The following is a 20,450-nucleotide window of genomic DNA, read 5'->3' on the forward strand; positions in this document are numbered from 1 at the left end:
AAGATCTTCCCTAGACGGATGGGCGCGGCGGTTTGTGACAGGGCGCCGCGATTATGCGGCGTGCGTCACACGACGCGCATTGGTTTCGTTCTGGGCGGCGCTCAACCATGGTGCCAGGGCCTGTTGCAACTCGGCCAGGTCGATCGGCTTGCCGAGCCGGAGCGCGCCGGCAATGGGCTCGCCAATCTCTGCGTCCGACCCATAGCCCGACATGAGCAGCACCTGCATGTCCGGCTGCGTGCGCAGCAGGGTGCGGGCGAGGTCAGCGCCCGACTGGCCCGGCAACGTGAGATCGCTCAGCAGCACCTGGAAATGGTGCGCGCCGGCCAGGGCGAGGGCGTCTTCGGCGCTGGCGGCGGCCACGCAGTGCAGCCCGAAGGTGGTGAGGATCTCGTGCATGGCCTCGCGCGAGGCGGTGTCGTCTTCCACCAGCAGCAGGGCCGGCGGACGCTGCAGCGTGTTGGCGGGCACGGCGGGGCCGGGCGCGGCGGGTTGCGCATGTGCCGCATGGGCTGCAGTGTCGTTGTCGAGCATGCTGCGAATTGCGCGTGCGAGGTCGTCGCGGCGGTACGGTTTGCCCAGCAGGGTCACGCCTGGCGGCAGGCGGCCGTTGTGCATCACCTCGTCGCGCGTGTAGCCCGAGACCAGCAGCACCGGCAGCGGCGGTACGCGCTGCGCGGCGCGCATCGACAGCTCCCCGCCCTTGATGGGGCCGGGCATGATCACGTCGGTAAAGAGCAGGTCGATCGGCGTGCCGTTGTTCATCAGTTCCAGGGCGGCTTCACCGTTGGCGGCCGTGAGCACGCGGTAGCCGAGCTGGGTGAGCATGTCGACAGCGGTCAGGCGCACGTCGGTGTCGTCTTCCACCACCAGGATGGTCTCGCGCCCGCCCATGGGGGTGACGATGGGCGTGTGCATGTCGGCGGTATCGGCGGTGTCGGCGGGGGCGGCTTCCAGGCAGCGCGGGAAGTACAACTGCACCGTGGTGCCCAGGCCGACCGCGCTCCGGATGGTGACGTGCCCGCCGCTCTGCTTGACGAAGCCGAACACCATGCTCAGCCCCAGGCCCGTGCCATGACCGTCGGGCTTGGTGGTAAAGAACGGCTCGAAGGCGTGTTCGACCACCTCGGGCGGCATGCCCACGCCGGTGTCGGTGACGGAGAAGACGAGGTAGTCGCCCGGGGCGAGTTCTTCGCGGCCCTGTGCCTGTGCACTGTCGAGCGTGACGTTGCTGGCCGTGATGCTGAGCACCCCGCCGCCGCGCATGGCATCGCGCGCGTTGATGGCGAGGTTCAGCAGGGCGTTTTCGAGCTGGTTGCGGTCGGCCAGTACGTTCCACAGGTCGCTGGCGAGGTGGGTTTCCACCTTCACGGCTTCACCCAGCGCCCGGTGCAGCATTTCGCTCATGCCCTGGATGAGCTGCGCCGGGCTGATCACCGCGGGCGAGAGCTGCTGGCGCCGCGCAAAGGCCAGCAGCTGTGCAGCGAGCGTGGCGCCGCGCTGCACGGCGCGGGTGGCCGCCGCAATGCGATGCTGCACGCGCGTGCTGCCAGGCGCTTCCACCGAGAGCATCTGCAGGTTGCCGGCAATCACCTGCAGCACATTGTTGAAGTCGTGCGCCACGCCGCCGGTGAGGTTGCCGATGGCTTCCATTTTCTGCGCCTGGCGCAACTGGGCTTCCACCTCGGCGCGGGCGGACAGGGCATCGGCCACGCGCTGCTCCAGCGTTTCGGTCAGTTGACGCAGGGCCTGTTCGGCCACCTGGCGTTCGCGCTCGGTGGTCACCCGCTCGGTGGTTTCCACTACGATGGCCAGCACGCCGGCCGGGGCGCCGTGGTCGTCGGGCAGGGGGCTGTAGTACAGGTCCATCCACACGTCTTCGGGGCGGCCGTTGCGCAGCAGCACGAGTTCCTTGTCGCGGTACGACAGCGTGCCCCCGGCCAGGCAGACGTCCATGACGTGGCGGTTGAAGTCGGCCACCTCGGGCCAGCCGAGTTCGACCGGGCAGCCGAGCAGGTACGGGTGGCGCCCGCCCGCGAACTCGGCGTAGGCGTCGTTGTAGATCATGTGGCCCTGGCGGCCCCACATCATGACCAGCGGCACAGGCGAGGCCAGCACCATCTGCACGGCGGCCTGCAAGCTGTGCGGCCAGTTGTGGATTGGCCCCAGCCCTGTCGCCGCCCAGTCAAATGCGAGCACGCGCTGCGCCATCTCACCGTTCCAGCCAAGGCAGTCATGGTGGTACGCGAGAAACGGCATAAGGTCTCCTGATGGCCGGGCGGTGCTGCGCACCCGCGTGGTGGTCATTCTAGAAAATCGCACGCCGTGCCGGTACCGGTCTGACACGGCCCAAATCCACGCTGTGCACGCAGAAAACGTGCCCAAGGCGCGGGCACGCTTTGCGCTGGCCGATTACCATGAACGCCCGCGCGGCTTGCAGCGCGCCTCGCCTGACCTACTCACACTGTCCCAGGAGTTTCCATGAAGTTGATCGGCATGCTCGATTCTCCGTACGTGCGCCGCACGGCCATTTCGCTGAAGTTGCTCGGGCTGCCGTTCGTGCATGCGTCGGTGTCGGTCTTCCGGCATTTCGACCGGTTTCGCGAGATCAACCCGGTGGTCAAGGCGCCCACGCTGGTGTGCGACGACGGCACGGTGCTGATGGATTCGACGCTCATCATCGACTACGCCGAAGCGCTGGCCGGGCGCAGCCTGATGCCCGCCGCGATCGCCCAGCGCCAGCACGCGCTGCGGGTGATCGGCCTGGCGCTGGCCGCGTGCGAGAAGGCCGTGCAGATCGTCTATGAACACAACCTGCGTCCGACCGAGAAGGTGCACGGGCCGTGGGTGGAGCGTGTGCACAGCCAGCTGCTGGCGGCGGTGGAGGCGCTGGAGGCGGAATGGAAAGACGCGCCGCTGCCGGTGGAGGCGGGCGAGCTCACGCAGGCGGGCGTGTCGGTCGCCGTGGCCTGGGGCTTCATCCAGCTGATGGTGCCGGACCGCGTGCCGGCGGCGGATTACCCGCGGCTGGTGGCGTATTCGGTGGCGGCGGAGCAGCTTGGCGTGTTTCGCGACACGCCGATCGACGCGACGTGATTACGCCGCGTGCGGCTCGATGTTGGCCTGGCGGTACAGGCCGCCGACCAGATCGGATTCGGTGAGGATGCCGACCAGCGTGTGCTCGGCGTCCACCACCGGGATGTGGTGGTGGCCGGCGCTGGCAAACAGCGGCACGAGTTCTGACATGGGCGCATCCGCCCGGATGGTCCGCACGTGCGTCTTCATGTGGTGGGCCACGCGCGGCGGAGTCGGTGTGCCGATGCTGAACCAGTGGCGCAGCGTCTGGCGCAGGTCACGCGGCGTGAGGCCCAGGAGGTCGGCCCGGGTGACGATGCCGATCACATGCTGCCGTTCATTGACTACCGGCAGCGCTTTGAAGCTGTGCTGCCGCAGCAGTTGCAGCGCACGCGGGATCGACGTGTTGGGCGTAACGGCAACCACCGGGCTCGACATGATGTCGGCGCAGGTGAGCGCCTGAAAGGTGCGCGTGTATGCCTGCAGCTGCATCTCGCGCAGCACGGCCTCGATGTCTTCGGGGTCGATGTCGAGCAGCTCGCTCTGGCGGCGCAGCGCGGCGACGATGTCGGCGCGGGTGAAGCCGCCGGTGGTAGGCGCGCGTTCAGCGGCGGGCAGGCGTTGCGCGTGCGGATAGCGATGGCCCGTGGCCGCGTGATAGACCAGCGCGCCCATCAGCAGCAAGGCCGACTGGATCAGGATCGGCTCCAACACGAAGCGATACCCCAGCGCATGCACGGCCGGCCCGCCGATCACGGCGGTCAGCGCCACGGCGCCTGAGGGCGGATGCACGCAGCGCAGCGCAAACATGCCGACAATGGCAATCGACACCGCCAGCGCAGAGGCCATCACGGGGTCTTTCACCAGCCATGCACACGTCACGCCCACGGTAGCCGCCACCAGGTTGCCGCCGATGATCGACCACGGCTGTGCCAGCGGGCTGGCCGGCACCGCAAACAGCAGCACGGCCGACGCGCCCATGGGGGCGACCAGCAGCGGGATCAGCGTGGCGGCGCCCGGTACCAGTTTCATCATCGTGCCGGTAAAGAGAATGCCGACGAGGGCGCCGACGGCGGAGCGCACGCGCTCGCTCCAGCGCACCGTCACGGGTGCAGGGATGAAGCTGTGAAGCCAGCGGCGCAGGGCAGGATGCAGTGAGGGCTCGGACATGGTCGACGGACGGCGATCGCCCGTGAGCAGGCCCTAGGCTTCACCAGAAGTCACAAAAATGCAGCCGGCGATTCTATCACGCTGTGATATAACCGGCGGGCTGTACTTCACGCTCGCCGGGTCATTTCAGTGGCAACAGAATGTCCGTGATGGCCTCGTGCTCGGGCACGTCCGGGTAGAAGCGCACGCGCTGGAACAGCAGCGGCACATCGCGCAATGCCTCGCCGCTGGCGGGCAGCCAGTCGGCATAGAGCCACGCGACGCTCTGGCCGAGCGTGTCGTCCGAACCCTTGTGGCGCAGCACGGCGTAGCGGCCGCCCGCCAGTGTCCTGGCCGTCACCCCGGCCGCATTGGGCGCGATGGGCTCGCGCGTGGCAGCGCAGAGGTCCATGCGAAAGGCCTCTGGCGCCACATCGTCGGGGTTGTCGTAGACGACGTTGTAGGTGGCGGAAACGCTCGGGTGCAGCCGGTGCTCGCGGCGCCAGGCGATGAAGGTTCGGATGGTGTCGCCCAGCCGGGCCGGGTCTCCTCGGTGCTCGATTGCAGCAACGGGTACGGCGTCGCGCTCGACGATGTCGACGGATTGGGATTGCGGTTGTGCGGGCATGTGTTGGCTCCGGAGGGCGCGCAGCGCCCGATGATCGGGGGCCTAGGGCGTCCACTCCGGCGCCGCGCGAAACGCTGATGGCGACTGTCCCGCCTGCCTGCGAAACGCTCGCGCAAACGCCTCCGGGCTCTCGTACCCGCATGCCAGCGCAATGTCGGTGATGCGCGCATTGTCGCGATACGCCAACTGATGCGCCGCACGCTTCAGGCGCAGCAACTGCACGTAGCGCCCGACGGTCATGCCAAACAGCAGCGTGAACTGGCGGTGGAAGTGGTACTTCGAGAACGCCGCCACCTCCGCCAACTGTTCCGCGTCCAGCGCGTCTTCCAGATGCGCGTCGATGTGCGCGAGCACGGCGCGCATGCGGGCGAGGTAGTGGTCAGTGGAGGCGGTCGTCAATTGGAATGGGTTCCTGAGTGACGCTACGGTACGGGGGCAATGGCATGCGCGCCTGACCGCGATTGCGCGATTGTGATGTTGTAACACCCCACTTCAAAGGGGGCGTGGAGTCCGCACCCGCTTTGATAGCATCCCTGAGCCCCACCGGGGCACCGTCTGCGGGGCACGGATCCATGTCGACCGCCTGCGCTGACGTATCCGAGTCCATCTCTCATCAGAAGAATCAGGGTATGCAAAACAACAACAGCAAGCTGGGGGGCGGAGCGTTCATCCGCCGCATCGTCATGGCAACGGCACTGGTTGGCGCGGCCCTGTTGACGGGGTGTGCAAGCGTCTACGTCGACACCGCGACCAAGGAAGTTCCGGTGTCGGAGATGAAGAAGGTGGCCGATCCGAAGCCGGTGCAACTGGTGTTCGAGTTCCAGACCAAGGGCGCACCCAACCCGCGCGCCACCACGCTTTTGAAGGACACCGTTGCGAAGGAAGTCGTCGATACCGGCCTGTTCTCCAAGGTCGCAACCGACCCGGCGCCGAATATCGGCATGCTCAACGTCACACTGAACAACGTGCCGCTCACGGATAACGCCGCGGGCAAGGGCTTCGTGACCGGCCTGACCTTCGGGTTGGCCGGCAGCGCCGTCACCGACGGCTACATCTGCACGGTGAGCTATCTGCCGGCAGGCCAGACCACCCCGATCGTCAAGACCGCCCGCCACGCCATCCACACCACGCTGGGTAACGCCAACCCGCCGGCCGGCGTACAGAAGGCTGCGTCGATGCTGGATGCCGTCCAGCAGATGACGCGCGGCGTGGTGAGCAATGCGCTGAAGGATCTGTCCTATGACACCGCGTTCAACTGATTCAGGCATGGCGCGGGTGCTGGGGCGGGCGTTGCTGGCGGCCGCGTCGCTGCTGGCCGGCTGTGCGGAAATGCCGATGAGTCCGCCCAAGCCGACCATCGCAAACGCGGCGAAGCTGCGCGGTGGCGACCCAACCATCGGCCCGGTCGCGCTGGGCCAGTTCACGCTCGATGCTGCACAGCCGGCGAGCCTGGACAAGGGGGTCAGCATCCGGAGCAACATGGTGCGCTCGCCGGTGGAAGGCTCGTTCGCCCAATACCTGCGCGAGACGTTGCGTGTGGAGCTGCAGTCCGCCGGTCTTTTGGATGCGCATTCCGATGCGGTGATCACCGGCACGCTGCTGGACAGCACGGTCGACGCTCCGGTGGGTAAGGGCAAAGCAGCATTGGCGGCGCGGTTTGTGGTGACGCGGGCCGGCACGGTGCGCTATGACCGCGCCCTGCGCACCGAGGCGTCGTGGGACTCCCCGTTTATCGGGGTCTCCGCGATCCCGCAGGCGGCGGGACAGTACGAAGCCCTGTACCGCAAGCTGGTGGGTACTTTGCTGGACGATGCCGCGTTCCGAACGGCGGTTGCCAAGCAATAGCAAAGCTCTCGTAGTAAGAGGGGCCGCTCTTCGGGGCGGCTTTTTTTTCGGGATAAAAAAACCGCCCCGAAGGGCGGTTTCGTTTTTGCAGCAACGCGGGCTCAGGCAAACGCCTTGGCCGGCTCGCCCTTCAGGCCAGCCGCTTCACGCAGCAGCAGGGCCTTGTCGGTGGCTTCCCAGCTGAACTCCGGCTCTTCGCGGCCGAAGTGGCCGTACGCGGCGGTCTTTTCGTAGACCGGGCGCAGGAGGTCCAGCATCTGCACGATGCCCTTCGGACGCAGGTCGAAGTGCTCGTGCACGAGCTTGGCGATTTGGTCGTCCGGGATCACGCCCGTGCCTTCCGTGTACACGGTGATGTTGATCGGGCGAGCCACGCCGATCGCGTAGCTGACCTGCACCTGGCACTGACGCGCCAGACCGGCGGCCACCACGTTCTTGGCCACGTAGCGTGCGGCGTACGCTGCCGAGCGGTCGACCTTCGACGGGTCCTTGCCCGAGAACGCACCGCCGCCGTGCGGAGCCGCGCCGCCGTACGTGTCGACGATGATCTTGCGGCCGGTCAGGCCGCAGTCGCCCTGCGGGCCGCCGATGACGAAGCGGCCGGTCGGGTTCACCAGGTATTTGGTGTCCGCCAGCATGTGCGAGGGCAGCACCGGCTTGATGATGTCTTCGATCACGGCCTCGCGGATGGCCTCTTGCGACATCTCCGGCGCGTGCTGCGTCGACAGCACCACGGTGTCCACGCTGTGCGGCTTGCCGTCCACATAACGCACCGTCACCTGGGACTTGGCGTCCGGGCGCAGCCAGGGCAGGCGGCCGTCGCGGCGCAGTTGCGACTGGCGCTCGACCAGGCGGTGCGCGTAGTAGATCGGGAAGGGCATCAGCTCGGGCGTTTCATCGCACGCGTAGCCGAACATCAGGCCCTGGTCGCCGGCGCCCTGGTTGAGGTAGTCGTCCGATGCGCGGTCGACGCCCTGGGCAATATCCGGCGATTGCTTGTCGTAAGCGACGAGCACTGCACAGCCCTTGTAGTCGATGCCGTAGTCGGTGTTGTCGTAGCCGATGCGCTTGATGGTCTCGCGCGCAACCTGGATGTAATCCACATTGGCCGTCGTGGTGATTTCACCCGCGAGCACCACCAGGCCGGTGTTGCACAGCGTTTCTGCCGCGACGCGCGCATATTTGTCCTGGGCGAGGATAGCGTCCAGGATGGCGTCGGAAATCTGGTCGGCGACCTTGTCGGGATGGCCCTCGGAGACGGATTCCGAGGTGAAGAGGAAGTCGTTTGACACGGCTGTAAGCTCCAGAATGGCGAACTTGCTATTACGCGCCATCCGTTTGAGCCACGGCCGGCGACGCTTTAGCGGTATTTAGTAACCTTGCCCAGGTTTGTGACCCGACAAGGATTCGCCCCGCAAGTTGTCAGTTAACTCGGCGAATCGCGCTATTATACGCGGCACTTTTTGGGCCTGCAGCACGGCCTGCCAAGACCCTGCTCCTCTGTCGACTGCGACCAACACACTGCTGCGACCGCACGCATGACCTTCCTGTTCTGGCTGTTTTCACGCTTGCCTTTGTCAGCGCTGCAGGCGCTGGGCGGCTGGCTGGGGGCGCTGGCGGCCAAGGTGCCCGGCCGCTACCACGATCGGCTCATCGCCAACTTCCGCCACGCTTATCCCGATGCCACGCCCGCCATGCTCAAGGAGGCGGGCCGCTCCGCCGGCCGCATGGTCTTCGAGATGCCGTATTTCTGGGTGCGCAAGAACGGCGCGACGGTCGCGCCAGACCTGTTCGACGTCTGCCGCGCGACCATCGAGCGTGCGCTCGCAGGCGGGCGCGGCCTGATCTTCCTGACGCCGCATCTGGGCTGTTTCGAGGTCCTGCCGCAGGCCTATGCGCGTGAGCACCCCGTCACCTCGCTGTTCAAGCCACCGCGCAAGGAAAGCTTGCGCGGCTGGATCGAGACCATGCGTGCGGGACCGAACATGTCCATGGCGCCGGCCGATCCGCGTGGCGTGCGCATGCTGGTGCGCGCACTCAAGCGGGGTGAGGCCGTCGGCATCCTGCCCGATCAGACGCCCACTGCGGGGGAAGGCGTGTGGGCGCCGTTCTTCGGCAAGCCCGCCTATACGATGACGCTGGTGCACCGCCTGCATCGGCTCACGGGTGCGCCCGTCGTCGCGTTGTTTGCCGAGCGCCTGCCGCATGGGTCGGGCTATCGCCTGCACGTGCACGAGATCGGCGATTTGCCCGAAGACGCAACGCAAGCCGCCACGCGCATCAATGCCGCGATTGAGCAATTGATTGCCGTGGCACCGACGCAATATCTCTGGGGCTATAACCGCTACAAGCACCCGAAGGGCGCGGACGCACCGCCCGCCGCCTGACACTGCTGCCTTTATGGAACGTTTCTCTGCCAAACTCGGACTCGGCTTTTTGTGGCTGCTGTCTTTCTTGCCCTACGGTTTCGTCGCCCGCTTCGGTGAAGGCCTGGGCGGGCTGCTGTACCGCATTCCCAATGGTCGCCGCCGTGTGGTGCTGGCCAACCTCAAAGCGTGCTTTCCCGAGAAGTCCGACGCCGAGCGCGAAGCCATGGCGCACGAGGTCTTCCGCAAGGTTTTCCGCAGCTTTGCCGAGCGCTCGTTTGCGTGGTTTGCCTCGGAAAAGCGCCTGATGCGCGTGGTCAAGATCGACGATCAGGCTAACCTGCCGGCGCTGTATGGCCAGCCGCACATCCTCGTCACACTGCACCTGTCGGGCGTGGAAATCGGCGCGCTGGCGTTGACCGACTACCTGCGCACGCACACCGGCAACGCGGGCTGCTCGCTGTACACGCACATGGCCAATCCGACCCTGGACGCGGCCGTGAAGACGCTGCGCAGCCGCTTTGGCGCGACCATGCTGGAGCGCAGCGAGAACATCCGCCAGATCATGCGCACCATCAAGCGCGGCGAGGCGCTGCAGCTGATCTCCGACATGGATTTCGGCGAGCGCGACTCCGAATTCGTGCCGTTCTTTGGTGTGCCGGCGCTTACGCTCAACGCCATCCCACGCATGGCGTCGATGACCGGCGCCAAGGTCATCCCGATGTACACCGAGATCCTGCCGAATTACGAAGGCTACGCGCTGCGCATCCTGCCCGCGTGGGAGAACTACCCCACCGGCGACCTGACCGCCGACACGCGCCGCATGAACGCCTTCTTTGAAGACGCTGTCCGCCCGCGCATCACCGAGTACTACTGGGTGCACAAGCGTTTCAAGCACCGGCCCGAGGGCATGCCCGGCATCTACTGACGCCCGGGGGGCGAGCGCGGCCGGCTCGCTTTAGAATGGGCGTTTTCCGAACGCTCATTGCCGCATCTGCGCGGCTTGCCATGAAACTGCACTTCACCAAGATGCATGGCGCGGGCAACGACTTTGTCGTGCTCGACGGCATCCAGACCCCGATCGACTTCACGCCCGCACAATGGGCTGCGATTGCCGACCGCCACTTTGGCGTGGGGGCAGACCAGTTGTTGCTGGTCGAACGCTCGACGCGGCCCGACGTTGATTTCCGCTACCGCATCTTCAACCATGACGGCGGCGAGGTGGAGCACTGCGGCAACGGCGCGCGCTGCTTCGTCAAGTTCGTCACCGACCGGGGTTTGACGGACAAGCGCACCGTGCGCGTGGAAGTCATGAACGGCATCGCCACGCTGACGATGCAGGACGATGGCCAGGTGACCGTCGACATGGGCGCGCCCGTGTTCGAGCCCGGGCGCCTGCCGTTCCTGCCCGAAGGCCTGTCCACCCGCACCGAAGGCGATGACACGCAGCACGCGCTGCAGATCAACGGCCGCACCGCGTGGCTGTCGACCGTGTCGATGGGCAATCCGCACGCTGTGCAGATCGTGGACGACACCGAGGCCTTCCCCGTGCTGGAAGACGGCCCGCTGATCGAATCGCACGCGGTGTTTCCGCGCCGCGTGAATGCGGGCTTCATGCAGATCGTCGATCGTCATTCCGTGCGGCTGCGCGTGTACGAGCGCGGCGCGGGCGAGACGCTGGCCTGCGGCACCGGCGCATGCGCGGCCGTGGTGGCGGGCATCCGTCGTGGCCTGCTCGACTCGCCGGTCAAGGTGGCCACGCATGGCGGCGACCTCACAATCGCTTGGGCTGGCGTTGGCCAGCCGGTGATGATGACGGGCCCCGCCACGACGGTCTTTGAGGGCACGCTGGATCTGGATGCGCTGAAACTGACTGCTGCCGCGCATTAATCACCGCGCGGCTCGCTGCCGCATGCGTCAGAACAACAAGGAGATACCGTGGGATCGAACGGCAAGAACCTGATCGACGACTATCGTTTCGACGGCAGCAACAAGTTCAAGATTGCCAAGGCGGATGCGTCGGCCAGGCCGTTCTCCACCGGCAGCAAGGCCGACGACAACGCGCGGCTGGCAGACATGTCAGCCAAGCTCGACGCGCTGCAGGACATCCTCTACGCCGAGCACCGCCGCAAAGTGCTGGTGATCCTGCAAGGCATGGACACCTCGGGCAAGGACGGCACCGTGCGCGGCGTCTTCCGCGCCATGGACCCCCTGGGGTTGCGCGTGGTCGGCTTCAAGGCGCCGACGCCGCAGGAACTGGCGCACGACTATCTCTGGCGCGTCCACGCCCAGACGCCTGCCCGCGGCGAAATCGTCGTCTTCAACCGCAGCCACTACGAGGATGTGCTGATCACGCGTGTGCATGGCGATATCGACGCGGCCGAATGCAAGCGCCGGTACGGGCACATCAACGCGTTCGAGCAGATGCTGTGCGACACCGGCACGACCATCGTCAAATGCTTCCTGCACATCTCGAAAGAAGAGCAGCGCAAGCGGCTGCAGGAGCGCATCGACGATCCGCACAAGCACTGGAAGTTCGACCCGGCTGACGTTGCCGAGCGCGAGTTCTGGGACGGCTACATGGAGGCCTATGAGGCGGCCATCAACGCCACCGCGACGCCCGAGGCTCCCTGGTATGTGGTTCCTGCGGATTCCAAGACGCATCGGAACGTGATGGTCGCGGAAATCTTGTTGAAGGTGTTTGAGGGGATGAAGCCTCAGTATCCGGAGGGGAATCCGGCGTTTGAGGCTTTGAAGATTGAATAGTGAGTTTGGGTTTGTTGTTGGTGGTCCATCCCCCGGCAGGGGATGAAACAAGGACCAAACCAAAAACAAGAAACCCCGGCGAATACATCAACCGGGGCTTTTTTAACGCGCGCTACAGCGATCAGATCGCGGTAACACCGTATTTATCGCGGTACGCCGCAGCCTTCTCCCGATAGCCCGCCAGCGCCGGATCCCCAGCGTTATCCAGATACCCCAGCAAGTCATCCAGATTGGCGATCGACACCACCGGCATGCCGTACTGCGCCGTCACATCCTGCACGGCAGAGCGCTCCCCAATGTCGACGGCGTTACCGCTGCGCTCCATCCGATCCATCAGGATCAGCACCGCAGCCGGCGTGGCACCCGCTGCACGAATCAGCTCAACCGACTCGCGCACCGAGGTGCCCGCAGAGATCACGTCGTCCACGATCACCACGCGCCCCTGCAGCTTGGCGCCGACCAGGCTGCCGCCTTCGCCGTGGTCCTTGGCTTCCTTGCGGTTGTACGCAAAGCCGACATTGCGGCCAAGCCCCGCCAGCGCCACTGCCGTGGCACTCGCCAGCGTGATGCCCTTGTACGCCGGCCCAAACAGCATGTCGAACTCCACGCCCGAGTCCAGCAGGGTTTTCGCATAGAATTGCGCGACTTGGCCCAGCAGCGCGCCGTCTGCGAACTTGCCGGCGTTGAAGAAATAGGGCGACGTCCGCCCCGCCTTGGTCACGAATTCCCCGAACGACAGCACGCCGGCTTCCACCGCAAAGCGGATGAAGGATTGGCGCAACTCGCTGTTTTGGCTCATCTTTTTTCTCTGGTCTGCAAAAAAGTCCCGCCATGTTACGCATCATTTCCGCCAACCTCAACGGCGTTCGCTCTGCCTCCAGCAAAGGCTTTTTCGATTGGATGGGCAAGCAGGACGCCGATTTCGTCTGCGTGCAGGAACTGAAATGCGCGCAAGACGACATGACGCCCGAATTCCTGGCGCCGCACGGTTACCACGGCGTGTTCCAGCACGCGGTGAAGAAGGGCTACAGCGGCGCGGGCATCTACACGCGCCACAAGCCGGACGAGGTCATCATCGGCTTCGATAACGGCGAGTTCGACGCCGAAGGCCGCTACGTCGAGGCCCGCTACGGCAAGCTGTCGATCATCTCGGTCTATGTGCCGTCGGGCTCCAGCGGCGAAGAGCGCCAGCAGGCCAAGTTCCGCTTCATGGACCTGTTCATGGATCACCTGAAGGATCTGCGCCACGAAAAGGGCCGCGAGGTCGTGCTGTGCGGCGACGTCAACATCGTCCACAAGGAAATCGACATCAAGAACTGGAAGGGCAACCAGAAGAACTCCGGCTGCCTGCCCGAAGAGCGCGCGTGGCTGACCAAGCTGTTCGACGAGGTCGGCTATGTGGATGTGTTCCGCACGCTGGACCCGCGCCCCGAGCAGTACACATGGTGGAGCAACCGCGGCCAGGCCTACGCCAAGAACGTCGGGTGGCGGATCGATTACCAGATCGCCACGCCGGGCATTGCCGCCACCGCGCGCCGGACGTCGGTGTTCAAGGACATCAAGTTCAGCGACCACGCGCCGCTCACCGTCGATTACGACGCGCCTGTGCACTGGTAAGCGGCACAGGCGTCACATCGGCGTCACGTTGTTGCGCTGCCGCAGAAATTTCTTCGTCAGCCGCTACAATGCAGAACTCACGTGCCGGCGAGTGCCGGCGTTTTTTTCTGCTCCCAGTTTTTTAGCGAGATCGCCATGGCATTCAAGGTTTTCGTCGACGGTCAGGAAGGCACCACCGGCCTTCGCTTGCTCGACTATCTGTCGCAACGCGACGATATCGAGCTGCTGCGCATCGCCGAAGACAAGCGCAAGGATTCGGCCGAGCGCGCCAAATTCCTGAATGCTGCCGATGTCGCATTTCTGTGCCTGCCGGACGTTGCCTCGCGCGAGGCAGTCTCGCTGGTCAACAACCCGAACACCTGCATCATCGACGCCAGCACCGCGTTCCGCACGTCGGACGACTGGGTCTACGGCCTGCCCGAACTGGCCAGGGGCCAGCGCGAGCGCCTGCGCAATACCAAGCGCATCGCCGTGCCGGGCTGCCACGCCAGCGCCTTCGTGCTGCTGATGCGCCCGCTGGTGGACGCGGGCATTGTGCCGGCCGACTACCCGGTCACCGCGTTCTCGCTCACCGGCTACAGCGGTGGCGGCAAGCAGATGATCGCCGACTACCTGGCCGCCAATAACCCGAAGCTCGACAGCCCGCGCCCGTACGCGCTGGCACTGGCGCACAAGCACCTGCCGGAGATGCGCGTGCAGAGCAAGCTGTCGCTCCCGCCGATCTTCACGCCGGTGGTTGGCAACTTCCTCAAGGGCCTGGCCGTGACGATCGGCCTGCACCCGCAGCACCTGGCACGCAAGGCGAGCCCGGCGGACATCGCCAGGGTCTACGCCGATTACTACCAGGGCGAGCAGTTCATCCGCGTGGCCCCGGCCGACAACGTCGCCACGCTCGACAACGGCTTCTTCGACGTGCAGGGCGCCAACGACACCAACCGTGCCGACCTGTTCGTGTTCGGCTCGGACGAGCGCATGGTCGTCACCGCTCGCCTGGACAACCTGGGCAAGGGCGCGGCCGGCGCCGCCGTGCAATGCATGAACGTGCACCTGGGCGTGGATGAGGCCACCAGCCTGCAAGTGGAAGCGCAGGTTCCCGCAGCCGGTGCCGAGCACGCCGTGCGCGAAGCCGCCCCGGGTTTCGCAAGCTGATCACCACGTTTGCTGATACGAAAAACGCGCCTTGGGGCGCGTTTTTCTTTAGTGGCACGACTCACTTGCCTGGCGTGCCCGCCGGGATGTTGAACAGCATCCCGCCGCCATTGCCGCCCGCCATCACACTCGGCGTCACGCCGTTCCATTTCTCGATGGCGGCACGTTCGAGCTTCAGGCGTTCCCATGCCAGCAAGCGGTCATCCAGCGACGAGGCCAGCGCACGGTTCGCAGCCGCTTCGCCTTCGGCAATCGCCACCTTCTTCTTGGCCTCGGCCTGGGCGGAGCGCACTTCGTTCTCGGTACGGATGGCGTCCTGAATGGCCTTGGTCTTGGCGCTCACCGCATCCAGCAGCGCGCGCGGCGGGCGCAGCGAGCCGACGATACCGAACTGCTTGATCGACACGCCCAGCGGCGCGAGCCGCGCGTCCAGCTCCTTGGTCAGCCGGGCGACGAACTCTTCCTTCTTGCCGCCGTTCACGTCGTCGAAGTTGTATTCCGAGCCGAGGGCGACGATCACGTTGCGCGCGGTGTCGCGCAGGTAGCCGTGCGTGAAGGTCTCGATGCGATCGGCACGGAAGTTGGTGTAGAACGCCGGCACCTTGTCGCGGTCGAGCTGGTACGAGACGGCCACGTCCACGTTCACGGGCACGGCGTCTTTGGTGTTGAAGGTCAGCTCTTCGTTGAGCGCGTGGCCTTCGTTCACGTCTTGCGTCCAGATCACGCGCTGCACGTAGGTCGGGTATTGGATGATCGCCGTCTGCACGGGGTTGTAGAACACGAACCCGGTGACGACGTTTTCCTGCGTGATGCCGCGATCGACCAGCCGGTTGATCTTGATGCCCGTGTAGCCGGGCGGAATGATCTGCCAGTTCAGCAGGAAGGTGCGCGCGATCACCAGCGCCGCCAGGGCGCCGAAGACGACCGCGAGCAGTTTGACCGGCAGCTTGCTTGCCGAGACTTGAGGCATGAGGGTTCCCCTTGCTTGTTGGTTTGCTTCTGAGGTGTTGGCTGGCGGGGCAGACGCTGCTTGACGCAGAGGCCTGCTGGCTGGCGCAGGAATCGTCAGCGATTCCCGTCAGGGATGGCCGCGCCCAGTGGGCGGGTGCTGGCAAGTGAGCTTGCCAATGGTGATGAGGTGGTGAGCGTCAATACGACCGAGGTGGCGCATTGCAAGACTCGGATGTTGCGATGCACAAATTATAGGTCGGCGCCGGATTTTTTCTGCCCCCCGGAAGCACTAGAGCGGTGCTTCGAATGCACGGGCGGAGGTGAGCCGGTTCAGGCGTCGCCCGGATGGATGCGCGCCGGGTTCCAGCCGAGGGCGTTGTAGACGTGATAGCGCGCAATGCCGATCCACTCGTGCAGCGCGAAATCGGTCAGCGCAAAGTTGTACGCCACCGGCAGCGGAGAGGCCGCGGCCTGCAGATCATCGGCGCGTACCGGAATCGGCGTCATGCCGAAGTGCGTGAAGTACAGCAGGCTGCGCCGCAGGTGGATGGCCGATGACACCAGCACCGTGCGATCGGGCCCGAACTGCGCAAGCACCGTGCGCGAGAACTGCGCGTTCTGCCACGTGTTCATGCTCCTGGGCTCGATGAGCACGTCGGCCTTGTCGACGCCGAGCGCGACAAGTTCGCGGCTGTAGACCGTGGCTTCAGGGGCGCCGTGGTGGCGCGCATCGCCGCCGCTGACCAGGATCTTGCAATCGCCGTCGGCCTTGCGGCACGCCTGATACAGCTGCGTGGTTTCCACCAGGCGCGGATACGAGAACAGCCCCGGTTCGACCGTGTCACCCACACGGAATGTGCCCGCGCCCAGCAGCACGATGGCGTTGCGTGTGCCCCAGGCGATGTGCGGCTCGTTTTCGAACGGCTTTTCGAGTGAGTCGAGCAGCCACGCTGGCACCACGCCACAGCCGACGACCATCACCAGCACGCCCGAGACCGCCGCCAACCCGCGCGCCGCGCGACGTCGGCCGCGTGCCGCGCACACCGCTGCCACGATCACCAGCACACACAGGACGGCCAGGCTCACAGGTTCCTCCAGTTGATGCGCCACGCGCGGGGCACGGGGTGTCATCGTAAAGAGGAATGACCGCGCGCGCGACCCGTCTTGTTACGGGGTTGTTGCGCCGCGCCGAGGATAGGCAGACCGCGCCGGCACGCTCAGGCTGATCTAGCGGCGCACCATCGGCTGCATCGGTGCCTCGTCGCCGTTATCGACCGGTGCGGCTCCCAGGTACTGCATGTTCGACCGATACTCCGGCAGCTTCGCCATCGGCATGTGCATGGCATCGGCAAACAGCGGCAGCGTTTCCGGCAGATGGCGCGACAGCACCACCATGCGCGTGCGCCCCGACGGATGCGTTGACAGGAACTGCTTCTGCTGCGCCCCGCCGATCGAGCCCATCTTCTGCCACAGCGTGAGCGCCGCGCGCGGGTCGTAGCCGGCGCGCGAGGCGATGTCCATGCCGACGAGGTCGGCTTCCGTCTCTTCCGCCCGCGAGAAGGCCAGCAGGTGCATCTTGGCGCCTTCGCCCAGGTCCGTATCGCCCCGGTTGCCGAAGCCGAACAGTTGCGAGATGACGTTGGCGCCCAGGTTGGTGACTTCGCGCTGGCCGGCGCGCGCGCGGGCGTGTTCGCGCAGCGCGTGGGCGATCTCGTGGCCGAGCGCCATGGCGAGTTCGTCGTCCGTCAGCTTGAACTGCTCGACCAGCCCGGAAAACACGGCGATCTTGCCGCCGGGCATGCAGAAGGCATTCACCTGCGATGAGCCGATCAGGTTGACTTGCCACTGCCAGCGCGCCGCGTCGGTGTTCCAGCGCGACGCCTGCGGCACGAGGTGTGCAACGATGGCGCGGATGCGGATCAGGTCGGGCACGTTATCGGGTGCGAGCGCGCCTTCATGCGCGGCGTTGTCGACGATGCCCTGGTACTCCGCCTGCGCGCGCTTCTCGATTTCTTCGGCCGGAATGATGAGCCGGATGTTGGGCGACGTGGTGGTCGGGGCTTCGAGCTTCACGCCGTCGCGGGGCACCGGCAGCGGGCCGTCCATGGCGGTGGCCCACGTGGCAAGCACGAGGCCGGTGGCGGCGAGCAGGAGGCGTGTTACACGTGGCATATGGGTGAGTGGCCGGGTCCGTGCGACATAATATCGGCCAACGCACCGTGTCACGCTAAGCGTCACTAACAAAGGCCCTCCTGGCGTCGTTGCACCTCCCGAACGTGCTTAAATTCGGTACTTCTTGTGCTGTCCGCGTCGGTGCGCGAAGCCAGGAGGGCTTTGTTAGCGCCGCTCAGCAGTGGCAACCCGCATCCGCACCAGCACCCGCCTTTGCCTCAGGCCTGCCGAATGACCTTCCACGATTACCTCGACGTTTTCCGCAACCGCCGCATCGGCGCGATGCTGCTGCTGGGCTTTGCCTCCGGCCTGCCGCTGGCGCTCACCTCCGGCACGCTGCAGGCATGGATGACGGTGGAGGGGCTGGATATCCGCACCATCGGGCTGTTCTCGCTGGTGGGGCAGGCGTACATCTTCAAGTTCCTGTGGGCGCCGTTGATGGACCGTTTCACGCCCCCGATCGGCGGCCGTCGGCGCGGCTGGCTGGTGCTCACGCAGGCAGGGTTGGTGGCATCAATTGCCGCCATGGCCTTCACGCCGCCGCACGCCGCGCTGTGGGCGCTGGCCGGGCTGGCGGTGCTAGTGGCGTTTCTGTCGGCGTCGCAGGACATCGTCTTCGATGCCTACAGCACGGATGTGCTGCATACCAGCGAGCGCGGCGTCGGCGCAGCGGTCAAGGTGCTCGGTTACCGGCTGGCGATGCTGGTGTCGGGCGGTCTGGCGCTGTATCTGGCCGATCGCGTGATGGGCTGGAGCAACATGTATCTGCTGATGGCAGGGCTGATGGCGCTGGGCATCTTTACGACGCTGTGGTCGCCGGAGCCCGAGGTGGTGGCGCGTCCGCCGCGCAGCCTGCAGGAAGCGGTGGTCGGCCCACTGAAGGATTTCTTCTCGCGCCGCGGCGCCTGGGCGCTCCTCGCGCTGATCGTGCTCTACAAGCTCGGCGATGCGTTTGCGGGCAGCCTGTCGACCACGTTCCTGATCCGCGGCGTCGGCTTCTCGGCCGGCGAGGTGGGCATCGTCAACAAGACGCTGGGGCTGGCGGCCACCATCGTCGGCGCGCTGTACGGCGGCACGCTGATGGTGCGGCTGGGGCTGGTGCGCGCGCTGCTGCTCTTCGGCGTGCTGCAGGCGGTGTCGAACCTGGGCTACTGGGTGCTGGCCGTCACGCCGCAGCACCTGTGGACGATGGCTGTGGCCATCGGCATCGAGAACATCTGCGGTGGCATGGGCACGGCGGCGTTCGTGGCGCTCTTGATGGCGCTGTGCAACCGGTCGTTCTCGGCGACGCAGTATGCGCTGCTGTCTGCGCTGGCTTCCATCGGCCGCGTGTATGTCGGGCCGACCTCCGGCTACCTGGTGGAAGCCTACGGCTGGCCCGCGTTCTACCTGATGACGGTGGCGTTTGCCTTCCCCGGCCTGGCGCTGCTGTGGTGGATGCGCGGCACGATCGGCCGCTACGAGGCCGAGCAGACCGAGCGCGCGCTGGAGGCCAAGGCGGCACAGTCCAACAACGCCGCGTCAGCCTGACGGATCACCCCAAGCGGTTCGAGCGGTCGGCATCACGAAAGCCGACCAGCGGCAGCGCCGCATCGATGCCCTTGCCCAGCGCGATGGCCTTGAACAGCTCGCCCATCTCCGCTTCCGAGAGCAGCTTCTGCACCGCGTTGGCCGCCGGCAGGAACTGCATCGGATCGGCTGGATCGAGCGTCATCAAAAGCTCGCCCACGCCCGCGCTCAACAGGAAGCGCGCCTGGCTCGTGTAGCCGAGCAGCGCCAGCCCCGCCTCCTCGCCCGCCTGGGCAATCCCCGAAAAATCAACGTGCGCGGTGATGTCCTGCAGGCCAGGCAGCCAGAACGGATCGTCGTGCGCGTGCTGGCGGTAGTGGCACATCAGTGTGCCGTTGGCGCGGTGCGCGTGGTAGTACTCGGCAGCGGGGAATCCGTAGTCGATCAGCAGCAGCAGGCCATGCTCCAGCGCCGCGCCCGTACTGCGGATGAAGCCCTCGGCGGCTTCGTGCGATTCGGTGACGAAGTCTTCCGTGCCAGGCAGGGCCGCCAGCTTGGCGGGCACCTCGGCTGGATCGACCAGGCGGTCTTCCCATGCAAGGCCGTTTTCGGCATCGAGCTTCACACCGCGCTGGTGCCACACGCCGCCACGCCGGGCCCACAGCGATACAGGCATCGCATCGAGCACTTCGTTGCCGACCATCACGCCGGTGAACGGCGCGGGCAGCGTGTCGTGCCACTGCGCGAGGGCCGCCAGCTCGGGGCCGAGTGCGGCCAGGCGTTCCTGCTGGCGCTGGCGCAGCTCGCCAGACAGCTCGACGATGCCGTAGCTGTCGGGCCGCACGCCAAGCGCATCGAGTTCAGTGAGGATGTCGGCGGCTAGCTTGCCGGTGCCGGCGCCAAATTCCAGCACGTGGCGCTGGCCTTCGGGCAGCGCCTGCAGCACCTGCGCGATCTGGTGCGCCACGGTGCGGCCGAAGAATGCCGTCAGCTCGGGGGCGGTGATGAAGTCGCCGCCATCTTCCACGCGGCGGCCGAACTTGGCCGCACCGCCGCTGTAGTAGCCCAGGCCCGGCGCGTACAGCGCCAGTTCCATATAGCGGTCGAACGGGAGCCAGCCGCCGGCGGCCGCAATGGCGTCGGCGATCAGGGCGAACAGGTGCGCGGATTGCGCCTGCGCCGCCTCGTTGGGAAGCGGTAAACTCACGGTTTTGCTCATCGCC

The 20,450-nt window shown here is 66.0% G+C and carries 20 protein-coding genes; 10 read left to right on the top strand and 10 right to left on the bottom strand.

The features are described from left to right. Nucleotides 1–51 precede the first annotated feature (51 nt). On the bottom strand, nt 52–2,259 hold the full coding sequence (locus NG900_RS01760; protein ID WP_252676075.1) for a response regulator: 2,208 nt from the start codon (nt 2,257–2,259) through the stop codon (nt 52–54). Between the two features lie 222 nt (nt 2,260–2,481). On the opposite strand from NG900_RS01760, the gene NG900_RS01765 reads away from it, so the two are divergent. Continuing rightward, nucleotides 2,482–3,096, top strand: coding sequence for a glutathione S-transferase (locus NG900_RS01765; RefSeq protein ID WP_252676077.1), 615 nt, complete (start codon nt 2,482–2,484; stop codon nt 3,094–3,096). Here the strand turns inward: NG900_RS01765 and NG900_RS01770 are convergent, their stop codons facing one another. From NG900_RS01770 to NG900_RS26715, 3 genes are all read right to left on the bottom strand, one after another. Beyond that, nucleotides 3,097–4,245 (bottom strand): HPP family protein, encoded by a 1,149-nt coding sequence (locus NG900_RS01770; protein ID WP_252676078.1) that lies wholly within the window; start codon nt 4,243–4,245, stop codon nt 3,097–3,099. Between the two features lie 121 nt (nt 4,246–4,366). After that, complete coding sequence (locus NG900_RS26710) at nt 4,367–4,852, bottom strand: AraC family transcriptional regulator (RefSeq protein WP_252676080.1); 486 nt, start codon at nt 4,850–4,852, stop codon at nt 4,367–4,369. A gap of 42 nt (nt 4,853–4,894) precedes the next feature. Further along, nucleotides 4,895–5,251 carry a helix-turn-helix domain-containing protein gene (locus tag NG900_RS26715; RefSeq protein WP_252676082.1) on the bottom strand — a complete coding sequence of 119 codons (357 nt, stop codon included), beginning with the start codon at nt 5,249–5,251 and terminating at the stop codon, nt 4,895–4,897. A 230-nt stretch (nt 5,252–5,481) separates the two neighbouring features. Here NG900_RS26715 and NG900_RS01785 point away from each other — a divergent pair, with 230 nt between their 5' ends. Further along, the gene (locus NG900_RS01785; protein WP_252676084.1) at nt 5,482–6,111 is read left to right on the top strand and encodes a hypothetical protein; all 630 of its coding nucleotides are present in this window, start codon (nt 5,482–5,484) and stop codon (nt 6,109–6,111) included. Between the two features lie 7 nt (nt 6,112–6,118). After that, a complete protein-coding gene (locus NG900_RS01790; protein WP_252676087.1) occupies nt 6,119–6,697 on the top strand; it encodes a hypothetical protein in 579 nt (192 codons plus the stop codon). 101 nt (nt 6,698–6,798) lie between these two features. Here NG900_RS01790 and metK read toward each other — a convergent pair whose 3' ends face one another. Then, complete coding sequence (gene metK, locus NG900_RS01795) at nt 6,799–7,989, bottom strand: methionine adenosyltransferase (protein ID WP_252676089.1); 1,191 nt, start codon at nt 7,987–7,989, stop codon at nt 6,799–6,801. 246 nt (nt 7,990–8,235) lie between these two features. Between metK and NG900_RS01800 the strand changes: the two genes are divergently transcribed. The 4 genes from NG900_RS01800 (at nt 8,236) to NG900_RS01815 (ending at nt 11,829) form a co-directional block, all read left to right on the top strand. Further along, nucleotides 8,236–9,084, top strand: coding sequence for a lysophospholipid acyltransferase family protein (locus tag NG900_RS01800; RefSeq protein ID WP_252676091.1), 849 nt, complete (start codon nt 8,236–8,238; stop codon nt 9,082–9,084). A 13-nt stretch (nt 9,085–9,097) separates the two neighbouring features. Continuing rightward, nucleotides 9,098–9,991, top strand: coding sequence for a lipid A biosynthesis lauroyl acyltransferase (locus tag NG900_RS01805; RefSeq protein ID WP_252676093.1), 894 nt, complete (start codon nt 9,098–9,100; stop codon nt 9,989–9,991). An 80-nt stretch (nt 9,992–10,071) separates the two neighbouring features. Continuing rightward, nucleotides 10,072–10,953 carry a diaminopimelate epimerase gene (gene dapF, locus NG900_RS01810; protein ID WP_252676095.1) on the top strand — a complete coding sequence of 294 codons (882 nt, stop codon included), beginning with the start codon at nt 10,072–10,074 and terminating at the stop codon, nt 10,951–10,953. Between the two features lie 48 nt (nt 10,954–11,001). Then, nucleotides 11,002–11,829, top strand: coding sequence for a polyphosphate kinase 2 family protein (locus tag NG900_RS01815; protein ID WP_252676097.1), 828 nt, complete (start codon nt 11,002–11,004; stop codon nt 11,827–11,829). 121 nt (nt 11,830–11,950) lie between these two features. On the opposite strand, the gene pyrE is transcribed toward NG900_RS01815, so the two are convergent. Next, entirely contained in the window at nt 11,951–12,628 is a 678-nt protein-coding gene (gene pyrE / locus NG900_RS01820) for an orotate phosphoribosyltransferase (RefSeq protein ID WP_252676099.1), read from the bottom strand. A 32-nt stretch (nt 12,629–12,660) separates the two neighbouring features. Here pyrE and NG900_RS01825 point away from each other — a divergent pair, with 32 nt between their 5' ends. Together NG900_RS01825 and argC are read left to right on the top strand one after the other, a co-directional pair. Next, nucleotides 12,661–13,446, top strand: coding sequence for an exodeoxyribonuclease III (locus NG900_RS01825; protein ID WP_252676101.1), 786 nt, complete (start codon nt 12,661–12,663; stop codon nt 13,444–13,446). 135 nt (nt 13,447–13,581) lie between these two features. Then, nucleotides 13,582–14,595 (top strand): N-acetyl-gamma-glutamyl-phosphate reductase, encoded by a 1,014-nt coding sequence (gene argC / locus NG900_RS01830; RefSeq protein ID WP_252676103.1) that lies wholly within the window; start codon nt 13,582–13,584, stop codon nt 14,593–14,595. Between the two features lie 61 nt (nt 14,596–14,656). On the opposite strand, the gene NG900_RS01835 is transcribed toward argC, so the two are convergent. From NG900_RS01835 to NG900_RS01845, 3 genes are all read right to left on the bottom strand, one after another. Further along, nucleotides 14,657–15,565: a prohibitin family protein gene (locus NG900_RS01835; RefSeq protein ID WP_252676105.1), complete on the bottom strand. Its 909-nt coding sequence runs from the start codon at nt 15,563–15,565 to the stop codon at nt 14,657–14,659. A gap of 311 nt (nt 15,566–15,876) precedes the next feature. Beyond that, nucleotides 15,877–16,632: a YdcF family protein gene (locus tag NG900_RS01840; protein WP_252676107.1), complete on the bottom strand. Its 756-nt coding sequence runs from the start codon at nt 16,630–16,632 to the stop codon at nt 15,877–15,879. A 141-nt stretch (nt 16,633–16,773) separates the two neighbouring features. Next, complete coding sequence (locus NG900_RS01845) at nt 16,774–17,718, bottom strand: M48 family metallopeptidase (protein WP_252676109.1); 945 nt, start codon at nt 17,716–17,718, stop codon at nt 16,774–16,776. Between the two features lie 231 nt (nt 17,719–17,949). On the opposite strand from NG900_RS01845, the gene NG900_RS01850 reads away from it, so the two are divergent. Further along, nucleotides 17,950–19,248 carry a muropeptide transporter gene (locus NG900_RS01850; protein WP_252676110.1) on the top strand — a complete coding sequence of 433 codons (1,299 nt, stop codon included), beginning with the start codon at nt 17,950–17,952 and terminating at the stop codon, nt 19,246–19,248. A 4-nt stretch (nt 19,249–19,252) separates the two neighbouring features. Here the strand turns inward: NG900_RS01850 and NG900_RS01855 are convergent, their stop codons facing one another. Beyond that, on the bottom strand, nt 19,253–20,446 hold the full coding sequence (locus tag NG900_RS01855; protein ID WP_252676111.1) for a class I SAM-dependent methyltransferase: 1,194 nt from the start codon (nt 20,444–20,446) through the stop codon (nt 19,253–19,255). Between the last annotated feature and the right edge of the window lie 4 nt (nt 20,447–20,450).

This window comes from Ralstonia soli (genome assembly GCF_023955655.1).
Taxonomy (GTDB): Bacteria; Pseudomonadota; Gammaproteobacteria; order Burkholderiales; family Burkholderiaceae; genus Ralstonia; species Ralstonia soli.